A 22,089-nucleotide genomic window follows, 5' to 3' on the forward strand; every position below is an offset into this window, starting at 1 on the left:
TCCTGACCGGAATTCCTGGCAGGATGGCGGCATGGCGAACACCAGCTCGCGCACCCTTCAACTGCTCTCCCTGCTGCAGACCCACCGCTACTGGCCGGGCGGCGAACTGGCGGACCGGCTCGGTGTCTCGGTACGCACCCTGCGGCGTGACGTGGACCGGCTCCGCGAACTCGGCTACCCGGTGCGGGCGCACCGGGGCGTGGACGGCGGCTACCAACTGGCCCCGGGGGCCGCGCTGCCGCCGCTCGTGGTCGACGACGAGGAGGCGGTCGCCCTCGCGGTCGGGTTACAGACCGCCGCCCAGGGTGCGGTGGCCGGCATCGCGGAGGCGTCGATCCGGGCCTTCGCCAAGGTCGTACAGGTGATGCCGACGCGGCTGCGGCACCGGGTCGACGCGCTGCGCACGGTGACCGTACCGGCGGTCTGGGGCGGCGGCGGGCCGACCGTCGAGGCGACCACCCTCACCGCCGTCGCCCAGGCCTGCCGGGACAGCGAACGACTCCGGTTCGGCTACACCGCCCGGGCAGGTGAGCGGACCGACCGGCAGGTCGAGCCGCACCGGCTGGTCGCCCTCGGCCGGCGGTGGTACCTGGTCGGTTTCGACCTCGACCGGCAGGGCTGGCGCAGCTTCCGGCTGGACCGGCTCGCCGACCCACGCGGCACCGGTGCCCGGTTCCGGCCCCGGGAACTGCCGGCTGAGGACGCCGCCGCGTTCGTCCGGGCCAGCATCGGGAAGATTCCCGGTCCGTACCAGGTCGAGGTGCTGGTACACGCGCCGGCGGACCGGGTCCGGGCCGAGGTCGACCGGTGGGGCACCGTCGAGGAGGTCGCCCCGGGACGGAGCCGGCTGCGGATGTCCGTGGAGAGCCTGGGCTGGCCGATCATGACGCTCGGCGCGCTCGGTGCGGAGTTCGAGGTCGTCTCGCCGCCCGAACTCACCGCCCAGATCGGGGAGTGGGCCGACCGGTTCCACCGCGCCGCCACCGAGGACCGGTCGGGCCCGGAGCCGGGCCAGGAGGGGACGACAACGGGTTGACCGGCGGTGGGGGCCGGATCCGGGCGGAATCCGGGGGCTGGCACCGCTTCCGGCTCGCACCGGTTGTGCGATCCGGCGCTGGTCAGCATCGATAACCTTCGGTCATGTCCGGCTCATCCGACACCCACGACCCGACCGGCCTCGACGACGTGGAACGCCGCCTGCGCGCCATCCGCGACAATCCCGAGAAGTCGACGACCCTGCGTGCGTTGGCGCAGTACCAACTCGAACGTATCGCGGCGCTCCGGGCCGAGGGACCCGCAGCTACTGTGGACGGAGCGCCGACGGTGACGGTGGAGCGGCTGGGACCGTTCCGGTTCTCCGCCATCCCGGGCACCACCATCGTCGGCATCGAAATCGACCGGGGCGGCTCGGTCCCGCTGGTCACGGTCGTCTCCGGCGACGAGATCCGGCTGCTGATGCCGTTGTTCGTACACATCCGGGCACATCTTGACCGGGACGAGCCGATCCGGATCGACATCCGCGAGGCGTTCCTGAACCTGATCGGCCACGACCCGTTCCACGACCAGGTGTGACCGCTCCGGCCACCGCCCCGGCCGGTACGGCACGACCGGTCAGCGACGGCATGCTCATCGGTCGACGGTCGGACGACGAGATCGCCGTCAGGGACGGCCGCCATCAACTCCTCAGGCCCCAGGATCGACGGCAACAGGGCCGAACACGCCGGGTAGGTGAAACCGTTCCCGACCCCGATCAGCAGCGCCACCACCGCCAGCAGCCACAGGCTCAGCCAGTCCCCCACCGCCAGCAGCCAACCCTCGGCGCCCTCCCCCGTGGTGCCGCGAATGCCCGTGCCCCTCCGCTCGCGACCGTCGGGATGTCATGCGGTGCCGACACGACGGGACGGTTCCCGCCATCGGCAGGACACCACCCACCCCGCCAGCCGGGTCGGGTGCACCGCGCCGCGTGCTGGACCGACCGGCGACGGTGTGGCTGGATGGAACGATGAGCCACGATTTCGACAGCACCACCCGGGAGCGGATGGCCCGGATCGCGGCGAACTGGGACGAGCGGACCCCGATCCACGCCGCCAGCCGCTTCTACGACGTCGGCGGGCGCGACCCCGACGACTGGTTCGCCGACCACGAGTGGGACGACCTCGGCGAACTCACCGGACGCGACGTACTCCACCTGCAGTGCCACCTCGGGACCGAGACCGTGGCGTTCGCCCGGCGCGGCGCCCGTACCGTCGGTCTCGACATCTCCGGCGCCGCCGTGGCCGAGGCCCGACGGATCGCCGCCGACGCCGGTCTGGAGATCGAGTACGTCGAGGCGAACGTCTACGACGCGGCGGCAGCGCTGGCCGGCCGACGGTTCGACGTGGTCTACACCGGCAAGGGTGCCCTCTGCTACCTGCCCGACCTGGAGCGCTGGGCCCGGGTGGTCGCCGGACTGCTCCGCCCCGGCGGCCGGGTGTACGTCGTGGAGTTCCACCCGGTGCTGACCTCGCTCGGCCTGGTCCCCGCCGGACCCGACGACCGTGGCCTGCTGCTGCGCAACGACTACCTCGGCGGCCGGGGCGCGATCGAACTCGACGCGACGCACACCTACACCGACGGGCCGGCGCTGCGGGAGGCCACCGTCAGCTACGAGTGGGCGCACGGAATCGGCGAGGTGGTCACCGCGCTGACCGGGGCCGGGATCACCGTGCGGCGGCTGCGGGAGAGTGACGAGATCCCGTGGCCGCGCTGGCCGCACATGGTCCGCACGGATCGGGGCTGGTGGCGGCTGCCGGCGGACGCACCCCGGATCCCGCTGCTCTACGCGCTGCTCGGCACCACCTGATCCGTCGGCCGGCGGCAACCCACCCGTCGTCCGGCGGACACGCGCCATCCGCCGTCGATCACGTAGATTCCCTCCGATCTATCCATTTCGGACGTGGGAGCACACATGCTCGACGGAGGAAGGAAAGCCGGGCGAACCCTGGCGGCGGTCCTGACGGCGGCGCTGGTGGCGGTGGGACTCGCGGCACCGGCACCGGCGGGCGCGGCGGTCAGCCGGTCCCAACTGGCGCTGCGCTGGGCGCCGATCCACTACCAGGACGTCGACGCAACCGGGGCGCACGCCCTCGGCGGCAGGTCCGACTACCTCACCCGGGTCGACTTCGACGGCGACCTCAACGGGCGCAACAACTGGGACAACGCGGCCCGCAGCGACGCCTCGTTCGCGGCGGCCGTGTACTACTCGGTGCTGGAGACCAGCACCCACTGGTACATCACGTACCTGTTCTTCCATCCCCGGGACTGGATCGACCACCCGTTCTTCGAGACCGAACACGAGAACGACGGCGAGGGCGTGCTGCTCGCGATCGAACGGGACGGCTCCGACTACGGCACGCTGCGCGGCGCGGTCACCGTGGCGCACAGCGACTTCTATTCGTACGCCCCGGCCGGCAGCACCTGGTCGAACGGGCGGGAGAACATCGACGGCACGCTGCAACTGCAGCGCTCGCCGCACGACGACCTCCTGCACCCGGTCACCGCGCAGGAGCGCGGCGGGCACGGGCTGAAGGCGTACCCGCAGTACAGCATCGACGGCGACGGCATCGTCTACTACCCCTCGACGGTCGCCGAGACACCGAGCGACGGCAACGACCGGGATGTGCGCTACGAGCTGATCGACATCTTCGCCGCCGGCGGCCTCTGGGCCGAGCGGAACAACCCGAGCCTCTTCGCCGGCCTCGGCACGTTCGCCGGCGACACCTCCGGCGACTGCGGCGTCGGGACCTACTCCTGCTCGACCAACTCGGCGAACGCGCCGTGGGGTTGGGACGACCGCGACGACCTGCCCGGCCGGGGTGAGATCGCCACCGACCCGGCGAAGCTCTCGGTCGAGTACTTCACGGTGCCGGGCAACCTGTCCCGGTCGTACACCTACAACCCGTACGCCAGCGAGGCGGCGGCGTTGAAGGAGGCGGCCCGGACCGCCCCGCCGGTCGTCGACTGACCGAACTGACGGAAACGGCCCCCGGTCACCGGAGTTCGGTGGCCGGGGGCCGGCACGTTCGTCGGATCGCCCCGGGTCAGGCGGCGGGGACGTACTTCTCGATGTCGTCGAGGATCTTGCCGGCGGCGGTGACCCCGATGCCGAGCATCCAGGTCTCGTCGGCGACCACGTACGACTTGCCGGCCTTGACCGCCGACAGGTTCTTCCAGAGGCTGCCGCCGGTCACCTTGCTCTGCTCCGCCTCGGCCTTGGCGCCGAACGCGGTCACGAAGATGACGTCGCCGTCGACCTCGGAGATCCGCTCCGGGCTGACCGCGTCGAACCGCTTGTCCTCCTTGCTCGCCAGCAGCTGCCGCTCGGGGCGGCCCAGCCCGACGTCACCGAGCACGATGCCGCAGAACGACTCCGGGCCGTACACCCGGATCTCGGTCGGCCGGAACCGGACCACGGAGATCTTCCGCTGCCCCGGGTTGCCGATTGTCGCCCCGAGGTCCTTGGCCCGCTTCTCGTAGCCGGCGAGCAGGTCCTTGGCCTCCTGCGCCCTGCCGAGCGCGTCCCCGTCGAGCAGGAAGTTCTCCTTCCAGGTGATGCCGACGCGCTCGGTGAAGACGGTCGGCGCGATCGCCGACAGCTCGTCATAGAACTTCTCCTGGCGGAACTTGCTGCCCAGGATCAGGTCCGGCTTCAGTGCGGTGATCGCCTCCAGGTCGGGCTCGGTGAGCAGGCCGACCGGCTTGATCGAGGCGACCTTGTCGGCGCCGAAGTAGGTGGGGAAGCCCTCGCTGTCGCTGGCCTTCGCCGCGCCGACCGGGATCACGCCGAGCGACAACGCCGTGTCGATCTTGTCGGTGTCCAGCACCACCACCCGCTGCGGGTGGGCCGGCACCTGCGTGGTGCCCATCGCGTGGGTGACGGGCCGGGTCTCACCCCCGGCGGTCTCCCCGCCGACCGGATCGCTGCTGCATCCGGTCAGGCCGCCGGCACCGAGGGCGGCGACGGCGAGAAGGGTGACGACTCTGCGGCGCATGGGGAACCTTTCGTGAGGGAGGGAGAGGTGAGTGACGGGACGACCAGTGGCGCCCCGGTCACCGGGCAGGGCACGACAACACAGTCGAGCCCGAAGACGTCGCGGACCAGGTCCACGGTGAGGATCTCGCGGGGCGGCCCGGCGGCGACCACCGCGCCGGCCCGCATCGCGATCAGGTGGTCGGCGTACCGGGCCGCCTGGTTGAGGTCGTGCAGGACGGCGACCACGGTGCGGTTGCGCTCGACCCGCAACCGGTGCAGCAGGTCGAGGACCTCCACCTGGTGGGCCAGGTCGAGGAAGGTGGTCGGCTCGTCGAGCAGCAACGCCTCGGTGTCCTGGGCCAGGGTCATCGCGATCCAGACCCGCTGCCGCTGCCCGCCGGAGAGGGTGTCCACCGCCCGGTCGGCCAACGAGTCGACGTCGGCGAGCACCATCGCCTCGCGGACCGCCGCCTCGTCCTCCGGCGACCACTGCCGCCACCACCGCTGGTACGGCTGCCGGCCCCGGCCGACCAGGTCGGCGACGGTGACCCCCTCGGGAACCAGCGGACTCTGCGGCAGTACGCCGAGCCGGCGGGCCACCGCCCGGGTCGGCAGGTCCCGGATCGCCGCACCGTCCAGCAGCACCGTTCCCCGACGTGGGGTGAGCAGCCGGGCCATGGTCCGCAGCAGGGTCGACTTGCCGCAGGCGTTCGGCCCGACGATGACGGTGAACGCGTCGGCGGGCAGGTCCACGTCGAGCCCGTCGATGACGGTCCGGTCGTCGTAGCCGACGGCGAGATCGCGGGTGGAGAGCATCAGGAGACCTTCCGTCGACCGCGGAGCAGCAGGTAGATCAGGTAGGGCCCGCCGAACGCGGCGGTCAGCACCCCGGCGGGCAGCTGGGTGGGGGCGAAGAGCCGCCGGCCGGCCAGGTCGGCGAGGACCACCAGGACCGCGCCGACCAGCGCGGCGCAGAGCAGCGGCGGCCGTTCGGCCCGGACCAGCCGGCGGGCCACCTGCGGGGCGACCAGGGCGACGAAGTCCACCGCGCCGACCTGGGCGGTGACCATCGCGGCGGCGAGGACGCCGGTGGTGGCCAGTCCCACCCGGCGGGCCACCGGACGCAGTCCGACGCCCCGGGCGGTGTCGTCGTCGAGCGCGCTGCCGTTCAGTGCCCAGCCGGCCCAGAGCAGCACCGGGAGCAGCACCAGCAGGGTCAGCCCGAGGTACCCCGCCTCCCGCCAGCCCTTGCCGGCCAGGGTGCCGACCAGCCAGAGCTGGGCCCGGATGCCGTCGACCGGGTCCGCGGAGAGCATCACCACCTCGGTCAGCGCCCGCAGCGCCACCGCGACCGCCACCCCGGCGAGCACGAACCGGTGCGCGGCCAGCCCGTGCCGCAGCCCCAGCAGCAGCACCACGACCGCGGCCGCCAGCCCGCCGGCGAGCGCGGCCGGGGCGATCAGCGACGCGGCGGCCCCACCGGTCAGCGCGACGGTGGCGGCCAGACCGGCGCCCTGGGTGATCCCGACGACGTCCGGGCTGGCCAGCGGGTTGCGGGCGACGGTCTGGATCAGGGTGCCGGCGATGCCGAAGACCGCGCCGACCGCCGCCGCCAGCACCAGCCGGGGCAACCGCAGATCGAGGACGACCAGGTCGTACGGGGTGCCGGCGCCGGTGAGCGAGCGGAGTACGTCGCCCGGGGCGACGTACGGGGTGCCGAGCGAGAGACTGAGCACCCCGACGGCGGCGAGCAGCAGGGCCAGGATCCCGCCGACCACGATCGGCCGGTGCCGGACGACCAGCCGGACCGGGCCCAGCCGGACCAGCGTCCGCCCCACGGGTAGCACGGTCATGCTGTCACGACCTTGGCGCGGCGGACCAGGACGACCAGCAGCGGCGCGCCGAGCAGCGCGGTGACGATCCCGGCCGGCACCTCCCCCGGCGGCACCACCAGCCGGCCGACGATGTCGGCGGCGAGCAGCAGGATCGGCCCGAGCAGCGCGGCGACCGCGAGGGTCCACCGGTGGTCGGCGCCGACCAGGGCCCGGGCCAGGTGCGGTACGGCGAGGCCGATGAACGCGATCGGCCCGGCGGCCGCGACGGCCGCGCCGATCAGCAGGACCGCACCGACCCCGCCGGCGAGCCGGACCAGCCCCACGCGGTGACCGAGTCCCCTGGCCACGTCGTCGCCGAGGGCGAGCGCGTCGAGGCCCCGGGCGGCGAACGCGGCGAGCAGCACGCCGACCAGGACAAACGGTGCGACCTGGGCGGCGACCGCAGCGTCGCGTCCGGTCAGCCCGCCGACCACCCAGAACCGGTAGTCCTCGAAGGTCCGGGCGTCGACGGTGAGCAGGGCGATCACCATCGCGCCGAGGCTGGCGTCGAGCGCGACCCCGACCAGGGCCAGGGTCACCGGGCTGGCGCCCTCCCGGGCCCGGTTCGCGATGCCGAAGACGAGCAGGCCGGCGAGGAGGGCTCCGACGACCCCGAACCAGACGTACCCGGCGAGGGTGCCGACGCCGAAGACCGAGATCGCGACGACCACGCCCAGCGAGGCGCCGGCGCTGACCCCGAGGATCCGCGGCTCGGCGAGCGGGTTGCGGGTCAACGCCTGCAGCAGCACCCCGGCGAGGGCGAGCGCGGGTCCGACGGTGAGGCCGAGCAGCGTACGCGGCACCCGCAGTTCCCGGACGATGATGCTGGCCTCGCCGCCGTCCGGCGCGACCAGGGCGTGCCACACCTGACCGGGGCTGAGCGGTCGGCTGCCGAGCGCGAGGCTCGCCAGCACCACCACCAGCAGCAGCACGGCCGCGGCGGCGGTGACCGCGACACGGCGGCCACCCCTGCGGCCGGACCGGGTCCCGGGCTCGGTGGCCCGGTCCGCAACGATCGTCACGACGTTTCCTCGTACCCCTCGAATTAGGTTCGGCTAACCTTACGATCTCCGGGTCGCCGGACCTATCCGGGATGACCCATCTCACCGCGACACCCCGCGACGACCACCGCAAACGCGGTACGTCCGGCGGTCGCACCCGGCCGATCGGCCCACCGACGCCGGAACCGTTTGTCGACGTTCCGTCGTCGCCGGCACCTACCGTCCCAATCGTGTCTTGGGTACGGTTACCGCTGCTGTCGTGATCCGCGGAGGGAGCCGTTCGATGTCGGAGCCGGACGTGCCCGAGTCCGTGGTGGTTCAGGTCGTCGACGTCGAACAGGGCCGGGAGATCTCCTGGGGCAGCGGTGTCGTGGAGAAACTGCGCGACCGGGTCGGCGACATCCAGAACGCGATCGTCGCCGCCGCCCGGGCGATCGACCTGAACCCCGACCGGCTGCCGTCCCGGCAGAACTGGCAAGTCGACGAGATCTCCGCGACGTTCGGCGTCACGCTCACCACCGAGGCCGGCGTGATCCTGTCCCGGGCCGGCACCGAGGCCACCTTCGAGGTCACCGTCACGCTGCGCCGGAAATGATCGACGGACGGATCGTCACCACCGGCGGCAAGGACCTGGGCAGCGGATTCTGTCTGACTGACCGGATCGTCGCCACCGCGGCGCACGTCGTCCGGGACCGGGCCGCCACGGACCTGGCGTTCGTCACCTCCTCCGGGATCCGGGTGCCGGTCGAGGCGGTCGACTCCGACCCGACAATCGACTGTGCGCTGCTGCGGGTCGCCGAGTCGCTGGCCGTGGTGCCGCCGCTCGCCCACGCCACCCTGAGCGCGCAGTGGCGGGTCACCGCCCGACCACAGGGGGCCGCGGTCCAGCTCACCGGCGCGGTCTCGGCAACGGACCACCTGGTGGTCAACGCCGGCGGCCACGAGATGACGGTGCTGCAGCTGCGGGTCGTCGAGGAACTACGGGACTACGGCGGCTACTCCGGAAGCGCGGTCACCGTCGACAACGCGGTCGTCGGGCTGCTCGTGGAGCAGGTGCCGGAGCGGGCCAGCTACTCCGGGATGCGCCGGCTGGCCGCGAACGTGCTGTACGCCGTACCGGTGGACCGGATGGTGGCCCGGTTCCGGCTCGGACTGCGCATCGCCCGGCCGGCCCCGGTCTCGCCCGTCCAGCAGCTGCTCGACACCGCCTACTTCGACCTGGACCGGTTGAAGACGGCGATCCTGGAGGCGAAGTCGGCCGCCGACGGTCGGCTGCTCGCCTTCGGCGTCGACTGCGACGAGATGCTGGTCGTGGCGAACCTCTGCGCCTGGCTGCCGCCGTACGTCGGGGAGATCGCCCAGAAGGGGGTACTGACCCTGCGGCCGGAGACGTTCTCCCTCGACACCACCGTCAACTACGTCACCCGCTACCGGTCCGACCTGGACCGGGTGAACGTGGTCTGCCCGGTGCTGGTGGACGGGGTGCCCGGCCACCTGGTCGCCGAGTTCTGGGCGCGGGTCCGGGACGCGTACCGCCGGACGCCGCACTGGCTGGTGCTGTTCCTCGTCGGCACCCCGGCCGGCGGCTACCCGGACACCGTCACCGTGCTGCCCCGGCCCGCCTTCGGAGCCCGGGACGTGGCCACCTGGGCGTCCCACGTCACCGCGTTCCGTCGCTGGCCGTCGTCGCTGGCCGAGGCGTGGAGCCGGACGATCTGCGCCCAGGCCACCGTGGACGACGCCCTCGACACCCGGATCACGTACGAGGTCCTGGAGCACTTCATCGAACGGGTCCGACGGGAACCGGCGCAGCTGCGCGACTACCTCGAGGAGCTGGAGGCGGAAGGATGCTGACCCGACACACCGTCGACACGTCGGTGCGGTTCGACCGGCTGGCCGAGCTGCCGCAGCGGCGTGCCGTCGAGGCCGTCGACGTCGAGCCGCTGCCGGCGGGCGATCCGCCGACCGTGCTGGTGCCGCGGGAGCCCTACCTGGCCGGCGCCGACGTCGAGGAGGCGGTCAACCTCGCGATCGCGCTGGGCCGGCCACTGCTGCTGCAGGGTGACCCGGGCGTCGGCAAGACCCGGCTGGCGTACGCGGTCGCGTACGCCCTCGGGCTGCCGTTGGAGCAGGCGTACGTCAAGTCGACCAGCCGGGCCCAGGACCTGCTCTACAGCTACGACGCGGTCCGGCGGCTGTACGACGCGCAGACCGGTCGACGGCTGCGCGGCAACCCCGCCGACGACGTCAACCGGTACGTCCGGCTGGGTCCGCTCGGTCGGGCCATCGCCCGGGCCGCACACGGGCGACGTTCCGTACTGCTCCTCGACGAGATCGACAAGGCGGACATCGACTTCCCGAACGACCTGCTCCGCGAACTCGACCAGTTGCGGTTCGACGTGGCCGAGGTGCCGGGGCTGCGGTACGCGGTACCGCCGGACCGGCCCGACCTGCGGCCGATCGTCTTCGTCACCAACAACGAGGAGAAGGCGCTGCCCGCCGCGTTCCTGCGCCGGTGTGTCTTCCACTACCTGGAGTTCCCCAGCTCCGTCGAGGAACTCGACCGCATCCTGGCGGCGCACGGGATCGCCCAGGGCGCGCTGCGTACCGAGGCCCTGCGGACGCTGCTCCGGCTGCGGGAACTCGACCTGACAAAAAAGCCCGGCCTGAGCGAGCTGCTGGACTGGGTCGGCTACCTGCAGGCGGTCGGCGCCCCCGCCGAGTCCGTCGGACGGCTGCCGTACCCGGGCGCCCTGGTCAAGCACCACGGCGACCGGGCCCGGGTGGCGGACTGGTTGAACCCACGGTGACGGCGCCGGACGGCGGCGGGCCGGGCCGCGATGACGGCCCGGCGGCGCCGCGTTGGGTGCCCGAGCTGCTCGGCCAGCTCCGTCGGCGTGGACTTCCACTCGGGGTCGACGACGCGCTCGCGCTGCGGCAGGCGCTCGCCGCCGGATTCGGCTGGTCGTCGACGTCCGCGCTGCTGCGGCTCTGCGTCGCGCTCTGGGCGAAGTCGGCCGCGGAGGAGACCCAGATCCGGGCGGCGTTCGCCCGGCTCGACCTTCCGGAGTGGACCGTCGATTCCGCTCCGGACCGCACGGTCGCCCCCGTCGTCCCGGATCCGGCGGAGCCGCCGACCACCCTGGCCGATCCGGCGGATCCGACGCCGGAACGGTCGCCGGAATCTCCGGCCCCGCCGCCCCGGCTCACCCCGCAGCCGCCGGGCCTCTCGCTGCCTCCGCTGCACACCGGCCGGTACGACCGGTCGCTGGTACTCGCCCCGCACTACCCGGTCACCGGGCGCCAGGTAGCCCAGGTCTGGCGTGGGCTGCGCCGCCCCACCCGGTACGGCCCGGCGGTCGAACTCGACGTACCGGCGACCCTGGACCGCTTCGCCCGCACCGGCCTGCCCACCCCGCCGGTACTGATCCCTCGACGGCGTAACTCCACCCGCCTGCTGCTGCTGATCGACCGGCAGGGGTCGATGACCCCGTTCCACGACTACGTCGACCACGTACGGCGGTCGATCGCGGACGCCGGACGGCTCGATTCGCTGCTCGTCGGCTACTTCCACAACACCGCCGGCCGCAGCCCGGACCAGCACCTGCTCACCGAACTGCCGGACCCGTTCGCCCCGGCCATCGACCCGGTGCTGCGGCTCGTCCCGCCACTGCCCGAGGGCCGGGTGTACGACGATCCGGACCTGACCCGCCCCCGGCAGCTGACCGAGCTGCGCGACGCGGCGGGGCGCAACGCCGACGCGGTGGTGGTCGGCGACGCCGGGGCGGCCCGGGGCGGGTTCAGCAGTGGTCGACTGCTGGACACGGTGGCGTTTGTCAAGGCGCTGCTGACCACGGTCCGTACCGTCGTCTGGCTCAACCCGGTGCCGCCGGCGCGCTGGCGACGGACCACGGCGGAACAGGTCGCCCGGCACGTGCCGATGTTCCCACTGACCCGCGACGGCATGTACCGGGCGGTCGACGTGCTGCGCGGCCGCCCCGCGACCCTGGAACGGGCGTTGTGACCGACTGGACCCGTGGCTCACCGGTGGCCGACCGGCTGGCAGCGGCCCGGCGGCACCTGCCGCCCGGCTCCCTGGAACTCGCCTGTCACGCGGCGGTACCGGTCGCCGTGGACGCCGGATTCCTCAACCTGCTACGGGTCAACTTCTTCCTCGACCCGCCGATCGTGCTGCCGTACGAGGCCGAGGCCGCGCTCCTGCTCTCGCCGCTGTGTCGGGAACTGGGCGAGGGTCTCTACGAGGTCGATCCGCTGCTGCGTCCCGCGCTGCTGGCCAGCCTGGTGGCCCGGTTCGGCCCCGACCGGGTGGCCCGGGTCGCGTTGCTGCTGGAGCGGTACTCCGAGCAGACCCCGGCCTGGCAGGCACTGCCCGAACTGGACCACGCCCAGCGGCTGACCGCGCTCAGCCACCTCGCCCCGGGCGCGGCGGCCGACTGGCTCGACCGGGCCCGGGCGGTCGTCGGCGGCGGGCCGAACCCGCTGACCCGGGAGTGGTTCGTGGCGATGCAGGCCCGGTTGCGCGACCAGTCGACGGCGGAGGACAGCCTCGGCAGCTGGCAACGGACCGCGCTCGCCGAACTGGCCGACCGCCCCGACGACGTCGCCGTGGTCCGCCGGCTCGGCGAACTCGCCCTGCTGCCGGGCAGCGATCTGGCGGCGATCGCGAAGGCCCTGGTCCGGTCGGCGCGGAGCACGGGCCCCGCCGCCGACACGGCGCGGGCGGTCCTCGACTCCCTGGTCCACCTGGTCGAGCCGCCGGCCCCGGACGACGATCCCGCCACCGTCGACGAGGCCCGGGCCGTCGTCTCGCTGACCGCCCTGTTCGGTCTGCGCCACCCCGACGACTTCGACCCACGCGAATACTGGGCATCCAGCTCTTACCGCAACCAACTGCTCAAGGTGCCGATCGGCGTCGGTGACGACGGCCGCCCCGTGGACCTCGACCTGAAGGAGGCCGCGCAGCTCGGGATGGGGCCGCACGGGCTCTGTGTCGGTGCCACCGGCTCCGGCAAGTCCGAGCTGCTGCGCACCGTGGTGCTCAGTCTCGCGATGGCCCACCCGCCCGAACTGCTGACCTTTCTGCTGGTCGATTACCGGGGCGGCGCCACCTTCGCCGGACTGGACGGCCTGCCGCACACCGCTGCGGTGATCTCGAACCTCGACGACGAGAACGGCCTGGTCGACCGGCTTCAGCACGCACTCCAGGGCGAGCTGCGACGGCGTCAGGACCTGCTCCGGGATGCCGGCCAGTGGGCGAGCATCTCCGAGTACAACGCCGTCCGGTACTCCGACCAGTCGCCGCTTCCGCACCTGGTGGTGGTGATCGACGAGTTCACCGAACTGGTCACCGCCGAGCCGTCCTTCCTGGAGCTGCTCGTCCGGATCGGCCGGCTCGGCCGGGCGCTCGGCGTCCACCTGCTGCTCGCCTCCCAGCGGCTCCAGGAGGGCCGGCTGCACGGCCTAGAGGCGTACCTGTCGTACCGGCTGGGGCTGCGCACCTTCAGCGAGGAGGAGAGCCGGGCCGTGCTCGGGGTGCCGGACGCCTACCACCTGCCGCGGTTGCCCGGCTTCGGGTATCTGAAGGTCGACACCACGGTCTTCCAGCGCTTCCGCGCAGCCTACGTTTCCGGCCCGTACCGGCCGGGGTGGTTGTCCCGGCCCGGCTGGGACGGTGCCCTGGCGGAACAGCCGGCACCGGAGCAGAGCCGGATGTCGCTGCTCGACATGCTGGTCGCCCGGATGCGCGGGCTCGGTACGGCGTACCAGATCTGGCTGCCGCCGCTGCCCCGGGCGCTGCCGTTGGGCGTGGTGGTCGGGCCGCTGGGGGTCGAGCCCGGGCGTGGCCTCACCGTCGCCGAGCCCGAACGGCGCGGCCTGCTGCGGGTGCCGGTCGGACTGCTGGACGACCCCGAGGGGCACCGCCAGGCACCGTTTGTCGTGGATCTCGCGGCGGACGACGGGCACCTCGCCGTGCTTGGCGGTCCCGGTACCGGCAAGGTCCGGTTGCTGCGAACGTTGCTCATCGGGGCGGCGCTGACCCACACCCCAGGGGAGCTCGCCTTCTACTGCGTCGACCTCGGCAGCCGCAACGCGCTGCAGGTCCTGGCCGGGCTGCCGCACGTCGGTGCGGTGGCCGGACGCTCCGAGCCGGACCGGGTACGCCGGGTGGTGCGGTACGTCAGCACGCTGCTGGAGCGACGGCGACGTCTCCTCGCGGACAAGGGCGTCACCTCGGTCGACGAGCTGCGCCGGCTGCACCGGGAGGGCATGCTGCCCGACCTGCCGGCCGCCGACATCGTCCTGGTCGTCTACGACTATCCGACCCTGAGCAGGGACTACGAGGACCTCACCGACGTGGTGCAGGAGGTCGCCGCCGAGGGGTCGGGCTACGGCGTACACGTGGTGGTGACCGCCGGACGCTGGGCGGAGCTGCGGTCGAGGCTGCGGGCGGTGGTCAACTCGGCAATTGAGTTCCGGCTCGGTGATCCGGCCGAGTCGACGATCGACCGGCGGGCGAACGCGAACCTGCCGTACGACATCCCAGGCCGTGCTCTGGTCGACGAGGGCTTGACCGCGCAGGTCGCGCTTCCCCAGCTCCACGACAGCGGCGACATCCACACCTCGGAACGCGGCCTGGCGCAGCTGGTCGACCAGGTGGCCACGGCCTGGCCCGGTCCACGGGTACCGGTCGTCCGGATGCTGCCCACGATGGTCGACTACGCGGAACTGGCGACTTCCGCCCCCACCGGTGGCCGGATCCGGCTCGGGTTGGAGGAGACCGACCTCGACCCGGTGCTGCTCGACCTGTTCGGCGCCGACCAGCACCTGCTGGCCTTCGGCGAGCAGGGCAGCGGCAAGACGTCGCTGCTGCGGCTCCTGGTCCGGGACCTGACCGCGCAGTACCACCACAAGCAGGTGCGCTTCGCGGTGGTCGACCCGCGCCGCTCGCTGCGCGACGTGGTGCCGGAGCCCTACCTCCTGGACTACGCCGGTACCGCCGGCAGTGCCGAGAGCCTGATGCGGAGCATCGCCGGCGCGATGGAGAACCGGCTACCGTCCAAGGACGTCACCGCCGAACAGTTGCGCGACCGCTCCTGGTGGCAGGGACCGGAACTCGTCGTGCTCTGCGACGACTACGACGCGCTCGGCAGCATCGTGTCGTCGCCGCTCAGCCCGCTGCGGGAACTCCTGCCGCACTCCCACGACCTCGGCCTGCACCTGGTGGTGGCCCGGCACAGCGGCGGCGCCGGCCGGGCGGTCTACGAACCGGTGCCGAACCGGATGCGGGAACTCGGCTGCGCCGGCCTGCTCCTCTCCGGTGACCGGGAGGAGGGCGCGATCTGGCCCGGGGCCCGCTTCTCCCGGCAACCGCCCGGTCGGGGGCGGCTGGTCCGGCGGACCCAGCCACCCACGCTGGTCCAGGTCGCCTACGCCGGGTGACCCCGCCGGCCGTACGGTCGACGGGGTCACCCGGGTTGCCGCGCCGAATGCCGGTGGCGGCTACTTCCGGGCGAGGGTACGGGCGTCGGCCGCGATGACCCGGGCCACCTCGGCCGGGATCTGCTTCCCGGCCTCCCGGTCGGCGTACGTCGCCAGCTCGGCGTACCTGCCGTCGCCGAGCTTCTTCGTCATCCAGGCGACCGCCTTCGGGTCGGCGCCCGAGGTGAGCACGAGGTAGCCGAGCCCGGCCTGGCTCGCGGTGACGGTGAAGGTGCCGGTCGTCGAGACGGTGCCGGTCGGGCCGGTCGCGGTGGCGACCAGGGTGTGCGGGCCGGCGCCGAGGGTGGCCAGGTGAAGCCGCTGTCCCACGGTGACCGGAGCGCCGTCCAGGGTGAGGGTGACACTCTCCGCCCCGGTGCTGGCGACCGCGAGCACCGGCGACTGGGCCCGGTCGAGGCGGGCGTCCGGGGCTGGCGAGGTGATGGTGACGGTGGCCGCGGCGGGCTGCGGGCGCTGCAGCAGGGCGGCGTTCCAGCCGGCCAGTTCGGCCGGGCGGTTGGTGATGATGGCGTCCGCGCCGGCCTCCTCGAGCCGCTGCCACTGGCCGGCCGAGTCCATGGTCCAGGCCATCACCGCGACGCCGGCCCGGTGCAGGTCGTCGATCACCGACGGGCGGGCGAGCAGGGCGTCGCCGTTCGGGTTGTACGCGGTCAGCCCCAACTCCTTCGCCAGCGCCACCGGGTCGGCGTCGAGGCTGCTGCGCAGCAGACCGAGCGGCAGCTCCGGAGCCAGTTCGCGGGTGAACCGCAGGGCGTCCACCTCGAAGCTCTGCACGAAGACCCGGTCGGTCATCCGCTCGTCCCGGATCACCTGGACGATCCTCGCCACCTCGTCGCGGGTGTGCCGGCCCTTGATCTCCAGCAGCAGGTTGCCGCCCCGGGTACGCAGGTCGGCCAACTGCTCGGCGAGGGTGGGGATCCGCGCGCCGGTGTACTGCGGGGCGAACCACGACCCGGCGTCGAGGGCCATGAGCTGCGCCGAGGTCAGGTCCCGGATGTTGCCGGTCCCGTCGGTGGTCCGGTCGACGGTGCCGTCGTGCAGGATGAACGGCACGCCGTCCTTACTGGGCTGGACGTCGTTCTCGATCCAGTCGGCGCCGGCCCGGCGGGCGATCTCCTGGGAGACCAGGGTGTTCTCGGGGGCGGCCGACGAGGCGCCCCGGTGGGCGATGACGGTGAACGGGCTGCCCTGCGGACGCAGGTAGCCGTTCGGCGGCAGTTCGGTGACGGTGACGTCGTCGAAGGAGACGGTCGCGCCGTTGACGAAGAGGCCGAGGCCGCCGTCGGTCGACCGCTGCAGGCTGCTGGTGCGCAGCCGTTCGGTCCCGTCGAAGAACCACCGGGCCTGGTTGCCGTGCACCTCGACGGCGACCCTGATGTCCCGCCCGGTGTCCGCCGCGTACGGGGCCGAGCCGGTGTTGGTCACGTTCCAGGCGTTGGCGGTGGTGCGCTGGGCGAACTCCAGGCCGTTGCTGGCGGTGCTGCCGCTGCGCATGGTGGCGATCCACCACGGTGTCGCGCCGTCGGCCGGGACGTCGAGGCCGAGCGCTGCCCAGCGGGTCGCCGCCTGGACGGACTCGAAGCGGACGGTGGCCTCGAACCGGAAGTCGTCGAGGTGCCCGCCGAAGGTCAGCTTGTTGTTGGCGCTGGAGCTGGCCGACGTGCCGTACAGCCGTCCGTTCTCGACCTTCCAGGTGCCGTCGACGACCCGCCAGCCGGTGGGCAGCCGTCCGGCCGAGAAGTCCTCGGCGACCACCACGTCGCTGGGCTCCGCGTCCGCCGGCGGCGCGCTGCCGACGACCAGCGCGGTGGCCGGCACCGCGAGCGCGGCCAGCGCGGCGGCGACCCGGGTCCGGGTGCCGAACCGGCCGGCCAGGCGACCGCGGGTTGCTGGTGCAGGTGTGACAGTCATGCGCCGGACGGTAGAGCAGGCCCGGGACGCCATGATCAACAAAACGTGACCGGGAACCGAACGGGTGCTTTCGGCACGGTCGCGGCGCCCGTGTCGCCCCGGGGCGGGTGCCCGAGCCCGGGGCGACACGGATCACCAGGTCAGGACACGTACCGGGTGAAGTGCAGCGAGAACGACCGCAGGGTCCCCGAGCCGCCGGGGATCGCGCCCGACACGAAGAACGTCCACCTGCCGTCGGCCGGGGACGCCAGCAGCGGGGCGAGCGGCTCGATCGGCCGCCAGCTGCCGGTGAACGGCGCCTGGCTGAAGGTGGCCGAGGTGATTCGGGTGCCCGCATTGTCGTCGAAGACCACCTGGCACAGGTTCTTCCCGGAGCCGCCGATGCCCAGGAAGAGCAGGGCGGTCGCACCGTCCGGCGCGGTGAGGCTGCCGAACAGGTCGTAGACGTAGCCGTGGCTGATCCCGGCGGTCGTCGACTCCGGGTCGGCGGAGCACTCCGTACCGTCGACCGAGAAGGTCATGCCGGCGGCGAACCCGACATCGGAGACGTCGACCGTGGCCGAGACCCCCTCCTGGCTGCCGTCCGGAATCGGCAACGCCGGGCCGTCGTAGCTGAAGGTCCGGGCCGAGTCCGACGGCTGGCCGGTCGCCACCGACGGCCGCCCGGTCGTCGGCGACAGCGCACCGGCGAAGGTGACCTTGGCGTTGAGCATCACCGGTCGACCCACCGGGTAGTCCTTCGCCAGGGTCACGGTGAAGTCCTTCGACTTGCCGGCGCCGGCCGCGATCGCGCCGTACGGGCGGGACGCGGTCACCGTCACCCGGGGGTCGTCGCTGCTCAGCGTGACGCTGACGCCGGTGGCCCTGGCGTCGCCGACGTTGACCGCCGGCAGCGACACCGTGGCCCGCTCCCCCGCCTCCAGGTACTGGTCACCGTCGCCCCGGGTCGGGGTGACGGTCGGCTCGCCGGTCCGCACCAGCGGCTGCGGCGTCGCCCCGGTCTGCTTCAGCAGCAGGTCGGCCCGGATGACACCGTGTCCGGAGCGGGCGTCGGGCCCGGCCGGTCCGAGGTCGAGGGCGGTACGGGTCATCGCCGTCCGCAGCTCGGCGTTGGTCAGTCCCGGGTTGCCGGAGAGGACGAGGGCGGCGAGGGCGGCGGCGTGCGGCGCCGCGGTCGCCGCGGAACCGGTGACGAGGACGCCCGCGGCGAGCAGGGTCACCGCCCGCCGTACGCGACGCCAACCAGAAAAGTTCATCGAGCCTCTTCCACGATGTGCCAAGTGGCCGGGCAGCGCGTACGCCGGGGTGCCGCCGACCCGGCGGCGATCCGCCCCCGGCCGGGCCGGGGATGCCCACGGCGACGCTAAGCCACTTCGATCTTGGTTGTCGAGGCAGGTTCACCGGCAGTTTCCCGGGCCGACCGGTGGCGTTGGTCCTCAGTGGAAGCCGAGCTGCCGTGCCGTGTCCTGGTGCACCGAGACCAGCTCGGCGAGCGGGATCGGCTTACGGGACACCGCCGAGAGGTCCTTGCCCTCCCTGGTCCAGGGCGGCGGCCACGTCCGGCAACCCGTCGTGCCCGCCGCCGAGCACCCGGAGCCAGCCGTGGTCGACCAGCAGCCCGCCACGGTTGGCGACCACCGCGCCGAGCCACGACCTGGTGGTGATCCCCAGCGCGCCCAGGCAGGCCACGGACCGCTCGGGGTCGGCCGCCAGCACCTTGACCGGGTACGGCGCCGCCGCCACCATCGCCAGGATTTCGGTCCATGTCGACTCTTCCACCGGCTCGGCCTTCCAGGGCCGCCGACCGCGCCAGGGTCGCGGCCCGCCGCACGGCCGGCAGCGGGGGGGTTTCGGCACCGACCTGGCGCGCGGGATGCCGGGCCCACGGTCAGTGCGGTGCCAGTCCGAGTACGTCGAGCGCACCGGGCAGGTCGGTGGCGGTGACCAGATGGCGGAGGTTTCCCCGCTCACGAAGGTCGACCCGGCAGCCGGTGGCCCAGAAGCGGGTGGTCACCCACTGTCCGGGGTGCTCGGCGCCGAGCCGACGCAGCATCGGTTCCGGGTCGGCGGCCGGTGCCGAGGGCGGCGCCTGCGGCACCCCGATCGGTTGGGTGGGATCGTCCGGCACCGCCTCGGCCAGCACGCTCTCCAGGTAGTCGAGGGCGTAGGCGATCGCCCCGGTCAGGGTGGGCCGATCCGTCGGCGTCACCTCGTCAGCCGTCCACACCGGAGTTCCGGTGTTGATGTCGACGTACCAGGAGACACCCCGGACTCGCAGGGGGTCGCCGGCGTGGTGCCGGTTGTCGCAGACCGAGACGTCGACCGTCAGGCCGAGGCCGAGGACGAGCCGGATCACCTGGGCCAGCGGCGGCACCTCGGGTGGGGCGGCCAGCACGATCAGCCGGCCGCCGGGTCGCCCCCGGCCGACGTGGGCGAGGTGCTGGGTCAGCGGGTCGACGTCGGTGACGTGCAGGGTCACGTACCCGTCGCGCAGGCCCTGGCCGACCGACCAGCCGCCGTCGGCCTCGGTGAGGTCGTCCGGGCGTACGCCGAGGGTTGTGGCGTGGGCGCCGAGCCGGAAGCGCTCGGGTAGCTGGACCACCGGTTTGCCGCCGGGCTGGGTCGCGACCAGCGGCGCGGGCGCGGCGTCGCCGGCCCGCCAGTTGAGGTGTACGACGCGGTGGTCGAGGTCGGTGATGGTGACGACCAGACCCTGGTAGATGCGGTGGCTCTCCAGGCAGGTGTGGCAGGTCGAGACGCCGGCGCGCAGTCCGGTACCGCCGCATCTGGCACAGTCGGGGTCGGCCGCGGGGGCGCCGACGGTGCAGAGGCAGGGCCGCAGTCCGCTCGCCGGGTCGCAGGCCGGGCACGGGGTGTGGCCGATCGGGTCGCCGAGCCAGGCCGGGTCCGGTGGTTCCCAGCCGCGCCGCAACACGTCGGTGCGGCGTCGCAGCAGTTGGCCGGTGTCCCGTTCGACAAGCCGTTCGGTCTGGCCGGCGAGCCGCAGGCTGCTGTACCACCACTGCCCGTCCCGCCAGATCGCGCAGGCGCCGGGCAGCGGTTCGCCGGTACGCAGGTCGGTGCAGTCGGCGATCACCCGGCGTTCGACCTGGTCGAGGTCCCGGGCGGGTGGCGCGGGGTCGGGGGCCGGGGCGCCGGTCGGGAGGAGGTACCGGGCGGGCGCGGCGAGGCCGCGCGCCGAGAGGCCGGAGATCGCGGACGTCACGGTGACGGTGTCGAGGGCCTCGGGCAGGCTGTACGCGGTCCCGCGCCGGTTCGCCGGGACCGCCGCCCCGGGTACGTCGTAGCGGATGTCCCAGAGCAGGTCGTCGCCGTGCAGTCGGCGGGCCTCCAGCACCAGGTCGAGCCGGAGCCGGTCGGCGAGGGCGCGGAGCCGGCCGAGCCGCTGCTCGGGGCTGACCGGCGGCGGCGCGTCATTCCGGCCGAGGAACACCTGCCAGCTCTCGCCGGAGGTCCGGGCGATCGCCGTCGTCTCCAGCGCCAGCCGTTCGTCGTCGGGCAGCTCGGGGCTCCACTCGCGGGGCAGCCACACGTCCGACTCGCCACCGGACCGCCCGTAGCCGTCCGACCAGGTGGCCGCGCCGACGGTCGCGGCCAGCCCGTCGACCAGCGGCTTCAGCGGCAGGTGCCAGCCGCCGTCCGGTGCGGGCCGGGGCGGCACGGTGCCCGGTTCGACGCTGACCGAGGCGACCGCGCCGGTGTCCACGTTGGCCACCGTCAGCACGAGCTGCGCGCGCCGCCGGCCGTGCTGTCCGCATCGCTGGCAGGGGTACGCGACCCGGCCGACGCCGTGACACAGCCGGCAGTCCCGGTACGGCTCTCGGGGCGCCGGTTCCTCGGTGACCAGGACCCGGTCGCCGTATCCGAGGCAGACACAGGCACCGAGGCTGAAGGTCAGCCCGTCGCAGCTCGGGCAGGTGGTGACCACGGCCCGACCGGTCGCCGGCCCGGTCACCGCCGCCCACCCAGAAGCTGTCCGTCGTGAACGGATTGGTGACCGGGTCGGTTACCACAGACATTTTGTGACACGGCACAGCATCCTTTCGCCGAGGATTGTTGATCAGCGCGGCGACTTCGGTCGAGAACTGTGTGGACGGTCGCCTCTTGAGCCATCTTGTAACGTGTAGCAGGAGGGCGGCAACGAATTCCCGCAGCAAGTCGCCCTCGTCTATTGACTTATTTATGTGGAACAGATAGACGTTTCAGCGGAGGCGGCCGGATGTTGCAAAATCGAACACGCGGGGAGTGATCAGATGACCGAGGAGATGGGCTCGACCGTGCCCCGCCGGCAGCTCGGCCGCAGCCTCAAGGAGCTACGCACCGAGGCCGGGGTGACCCTGGACGCGGCGGCCGAGGCGCTGGAGTGCAGTCGACAGAAGGTCTGGCGGATCGAGAGTGGACTCGGCGCGGTCCGCTCGCTCGACGTCAAGGCCATGTGCGTGCTCTACGACGTCAACCCGGCCCTGGAAACCGCCCTGATCGGGCTGGCCAGCCAGACCAAGGCCAAGGGCTGGTGGCACGCGTACGGTGACGCCATCCCCGAGTGGTTCGAGCTGTACGTCGGCCTCGAATCCGCCGCCTCGCGACTGCGCTTCTTCTATGACGCGATGGTGCCTGGTCTACTGACGTGATCTCAGCATGGATTCGGTAGGTATCGGTATTCGAAGTGGGTGAGGTGGAGAGCGGCGCGGACGATGTCGCCGATCTGCCGTGGGCTGGCGGTGGTGTGACGAAGGGTCCGCCAGCGGCC

The 22,089-nt window shown here is 72.9% G+C and carries 18 protein-coding genes; 10 read left to right on the forward strand and 8 right to left on the reverse strand.

Going from position 1 to position 22,089, the window contains the following annotated elements; translation table 11 throughout:
* Positions 1 to 31: 31 nt before the first annotated feature.
* The 4 genes from ABGB05_RS31405 (at position 32) to ABGB05_RS31420 (ending at position 4,003) form a co-directional block, all read left to right on the forward strand.
* Positions 32 to 1,036, forward strand: coding sequence for a YafY family protein (locus tag ABGB05_RS31405; RefSeq protein WP_347657564.1), 1,005 nt, complete (start codon positions 32 to 34; stop codon positions 1,034 to 1,036).
* Positions 1,037 to 1,140: 104 nt separating this feature from the next.
* Positions 1,141 to 1,572: a hypothetical protein gene (locus tag ABGB05_RS31410; RefSeq protein ID WP_347657565.1), complete on the forward strand. Its 432-nt coding sequence runs from the start codon at positions 1,141 to 1,143 to the stop codon at positions 1,570 to 1,572.
* A gap of 430 nt (positions 1,573 to 2,002) precedes the next feature.
* Positions 2,003 to 2,842, forward strand: coding sequence for a class I SAM-dependent methyltransferase (locus ABGB05_RS31415; protein ID WP_347657566.1), 840 nt, complete (start codon positions 2,003 to 2,005; stop codon positions 2,840 to 2,842).
* Positions 2,843 to 2,947: 105 nt separating this feature from the next.
* Positions 2,948 to 4,003 carry a hypothetical protein gene (locus ABGB05_RS31420; RefSeq protein WP_347657567.1) on the forward strand — a complete coding sequence of 352 codons (1,056 nt, stop codon included), beginning with the start codon at positions 2,948 to 2,950 and terminating at the stop codon, positions 4,001 to 4,003.
* A 76-nt stretch (positions 4,004 to 4,079) separates the two neighbouring features.
* Here the strand turns inward: ABGB05_RS31420 and ABGB05_RS31425 are convergent, their stop codons facing one another.
* Genes ABGB05_RS31425 through ABGB05_RS31440 form a run of 4 tightly spaced genes read right to left on the reverse strand, consistent with a single transcriptional unit; the run spans position 4,080 to position 7,907 of the window.
* Complete coding sequence (locus ABGB05_RS31425; protein ID WP_347657568.1) at positions 4,080 to 5,030, reverse strand: iron-siderophore ABC transporter substrate-binding protein; 951 nt, start codon at positions 5,028 to 5,030, stop codon at positions 4,080 to 4,082.
* Complete coding sequence (locus tag ABGB05_RS31430) at positions 4,973 to 5,827, reverse strand: ABC transporter ATP-binding protein (protein ID WP_347657569.1); 855 nt, start codon at positions 5,825 to 5,827, stop codon at positions 4,973 to 4,975. The genes ABGB05_RS31425 and ABGB05_RS31430 overlap by 58 nt, the downstream gene beginning before the upstream one ends.
* Complete coding sequence (locus ABGB05_RS31435) at positions 5,827 to 6,864, reverse strand: iron ABC transporter permease (RefSeq protein ID WP_347657570.1); 1,038 nt, start codon at positions 6,862 to 6,864, stop codon at positions 5,827 to 5,829. Before ABGB05_RS31435 ends, ABGB05_RS31430 begins: the two co-directional genes overlap by 1 nt.
* Positions 6,861 to 7,907, reverse strand: coding sequence for an iron ABC transporter permease (locus ABGB05_RS31440; protein ID WP_347657571.1), 1,047 nt, complete (start codon positions 7,905 to 7,907; stop codon positions 6,861 to 6,863). The genes ABGB05_RS31435 and ABGB05_RS31440 overlap by 4 nt, the downstream gene beginning before the upstream one ends.
* A 262-nt stretch (positions 7,908 to 8,169) precedes the next feature.
* Here ABGB05_RS31440 and ABGB05_RS31445 point away from each other — a divergent pair, with 262 nt between their 5' ends.
* From ABGB05_RS31445 to eccCb, 5 genes are read left to right on the forward strand one after another with little or no spacing between them, the layout of a single operon-like run.
* Entirely contained in the window at positions 8,170 to 8,481 is a 312-nt protein-coding gene (locus ABGB05_RS31445; protein WP_347657572.1) for a CU044_2847 family protein, read from the forward strand.
* A complete protein-coding gene (locus tag ABGB05_RS31450; protein WP_347657573.1) occupies positions 8,478 to 9,740 on the forward strand; it encodes a serine protease in 1,263 nt (420 codons plus the stop codon). Before ABGB05_RS31445 ends, ABGB05_RS31450 begins: the two co-directional genes overlap by 4 nt.
* On the forward strand, positions 9,734 to 10,696 hold the full coding sequence (locus ABGB05_RS31455; RefSeq protein ID WP_347657574.1) for a MoxR family ATPase: 963 nt from the start codon (positions 9,734 to 9,736) through the stop codon (positions 10,694 to 10,696). The genes ABGB05_RS31450 and ABGB05_RS31455 overlap by 7 nt, the downstream gene beginning before the upstream one ends.
* Positions 10,693 to 11,910 carry a hypothetical protein gene (locus tag ABGB05_RS31460; protein WP_347657575.1) on the forward strand — a complete coding sequence of 406 codons (1,218 nt, stop codon included), beginning with the start codon at positions 10,693 to 10,695 and terminating at the stop codon, positions 11,908 to 11,910. Before ABGB05_RS31455 ends, ABGB05_RS31460 begins: the two co-directional genes overlap by 4 nt.
* Positions 11,907 to 15,347, forward strand: coding sequence for a type VII secretion protein EccCb (gene eccCb, locus ABGB05_RS31465; protein WP_347657576.1), 3,441 nt, complete (start codon positions 11,907 to 11,909; stop codon positions 15,345 to 15,347). The genes ABGB05_RS31460 and eccCb overlap by 4 nt, the downstream gene beginning before the upstream one ends.
* 60 nt (positions 15,348 to 15,407) lie before the next feature.
* Here the strand turns inward: eccCb and ABGB05_RS31470 are convergent, their stop codons facing one another.
* The 4 genes from ABGB05_RS31470 to ABGB05_RS31485 form a co-directional block, all read right to left on the reverse strand.
* Complete coding sequence (locus ABGB05_RS31470) at positions 15,408 to 17,318, reverse strand: glycerophosphodiester phosphodiesterase family protein (protein WP_347657577.1); 1,911 nt, start codon at positions 17,316 to 17,318, stop codon at positions 15,408 to 15,410.
* A 140-nt stretch (positions 17,319 to 17,458) separates the two neighbouring features.
* Positions 17,459 to 18,574, reverse strand: coding sequence for a S8 family serine peptidase (locus ABGB05_RS31475; RefSeq protein ID WP_347657578.1), 1,116 nt, complete (start codon positions 18,572 to 18,574; stop codon positions 17,459 to 17,461).
* Between the two features lie 247 nt (positions 18,575 to 18,821).
* Entirely contained in the window at positions 18,822 to 19,097 is a 276-nt protein-coding gene (locus ABGB05_RS31480; RefSeq protein WP_347657579.1) for a DUF2625 family protein, read from the reverse strand.
* A 109-nt stretch (positions 19,098 to 19,206) separates the two neighbouring features.
* The gene (locus ABGB05_RS31485) at positions 19,207 to 21,294 is read right to left on the reverse strand and encodes a hypothetical protein (RefSeq protein ID WP_347657580.1); all 2,088 of its coding nucleotides are present in this window, start codon (positions 21,292 to 21,294) and stop codon (positions 19,207 to 19,209) included.
* A gap of 298 nt (positions 21,295 to 21,592) precedes the next feature.
* Between ABGB05_RS31485 and ABGB05_RS31490 the strand changes: the two genes are divergently transcribed.
* Positions 21,593 to 21,970, forward strand: a complete 378-nt coding sequence (locus tag ABGB05_RS31490; RefSeq protein WP_347657581.1) for a helix-turn-helix transcriptional regulator — start codon at positions 21,593 to 21,595, stop codon at positions 21,968 to 21,970.
* Positions 21,971 to 22,089 lie beyond the last annotated feature (119 nt).

Origin of the sequence: Plantactinospora sp. B5E13 (assembly GCF_039871775.1) — a bacterium.
Lineage (GTDB): Bacteria > Actinomycetota > Actinomycetes > Mycobacteriales > Micromonosporaceae > Plantactinospora.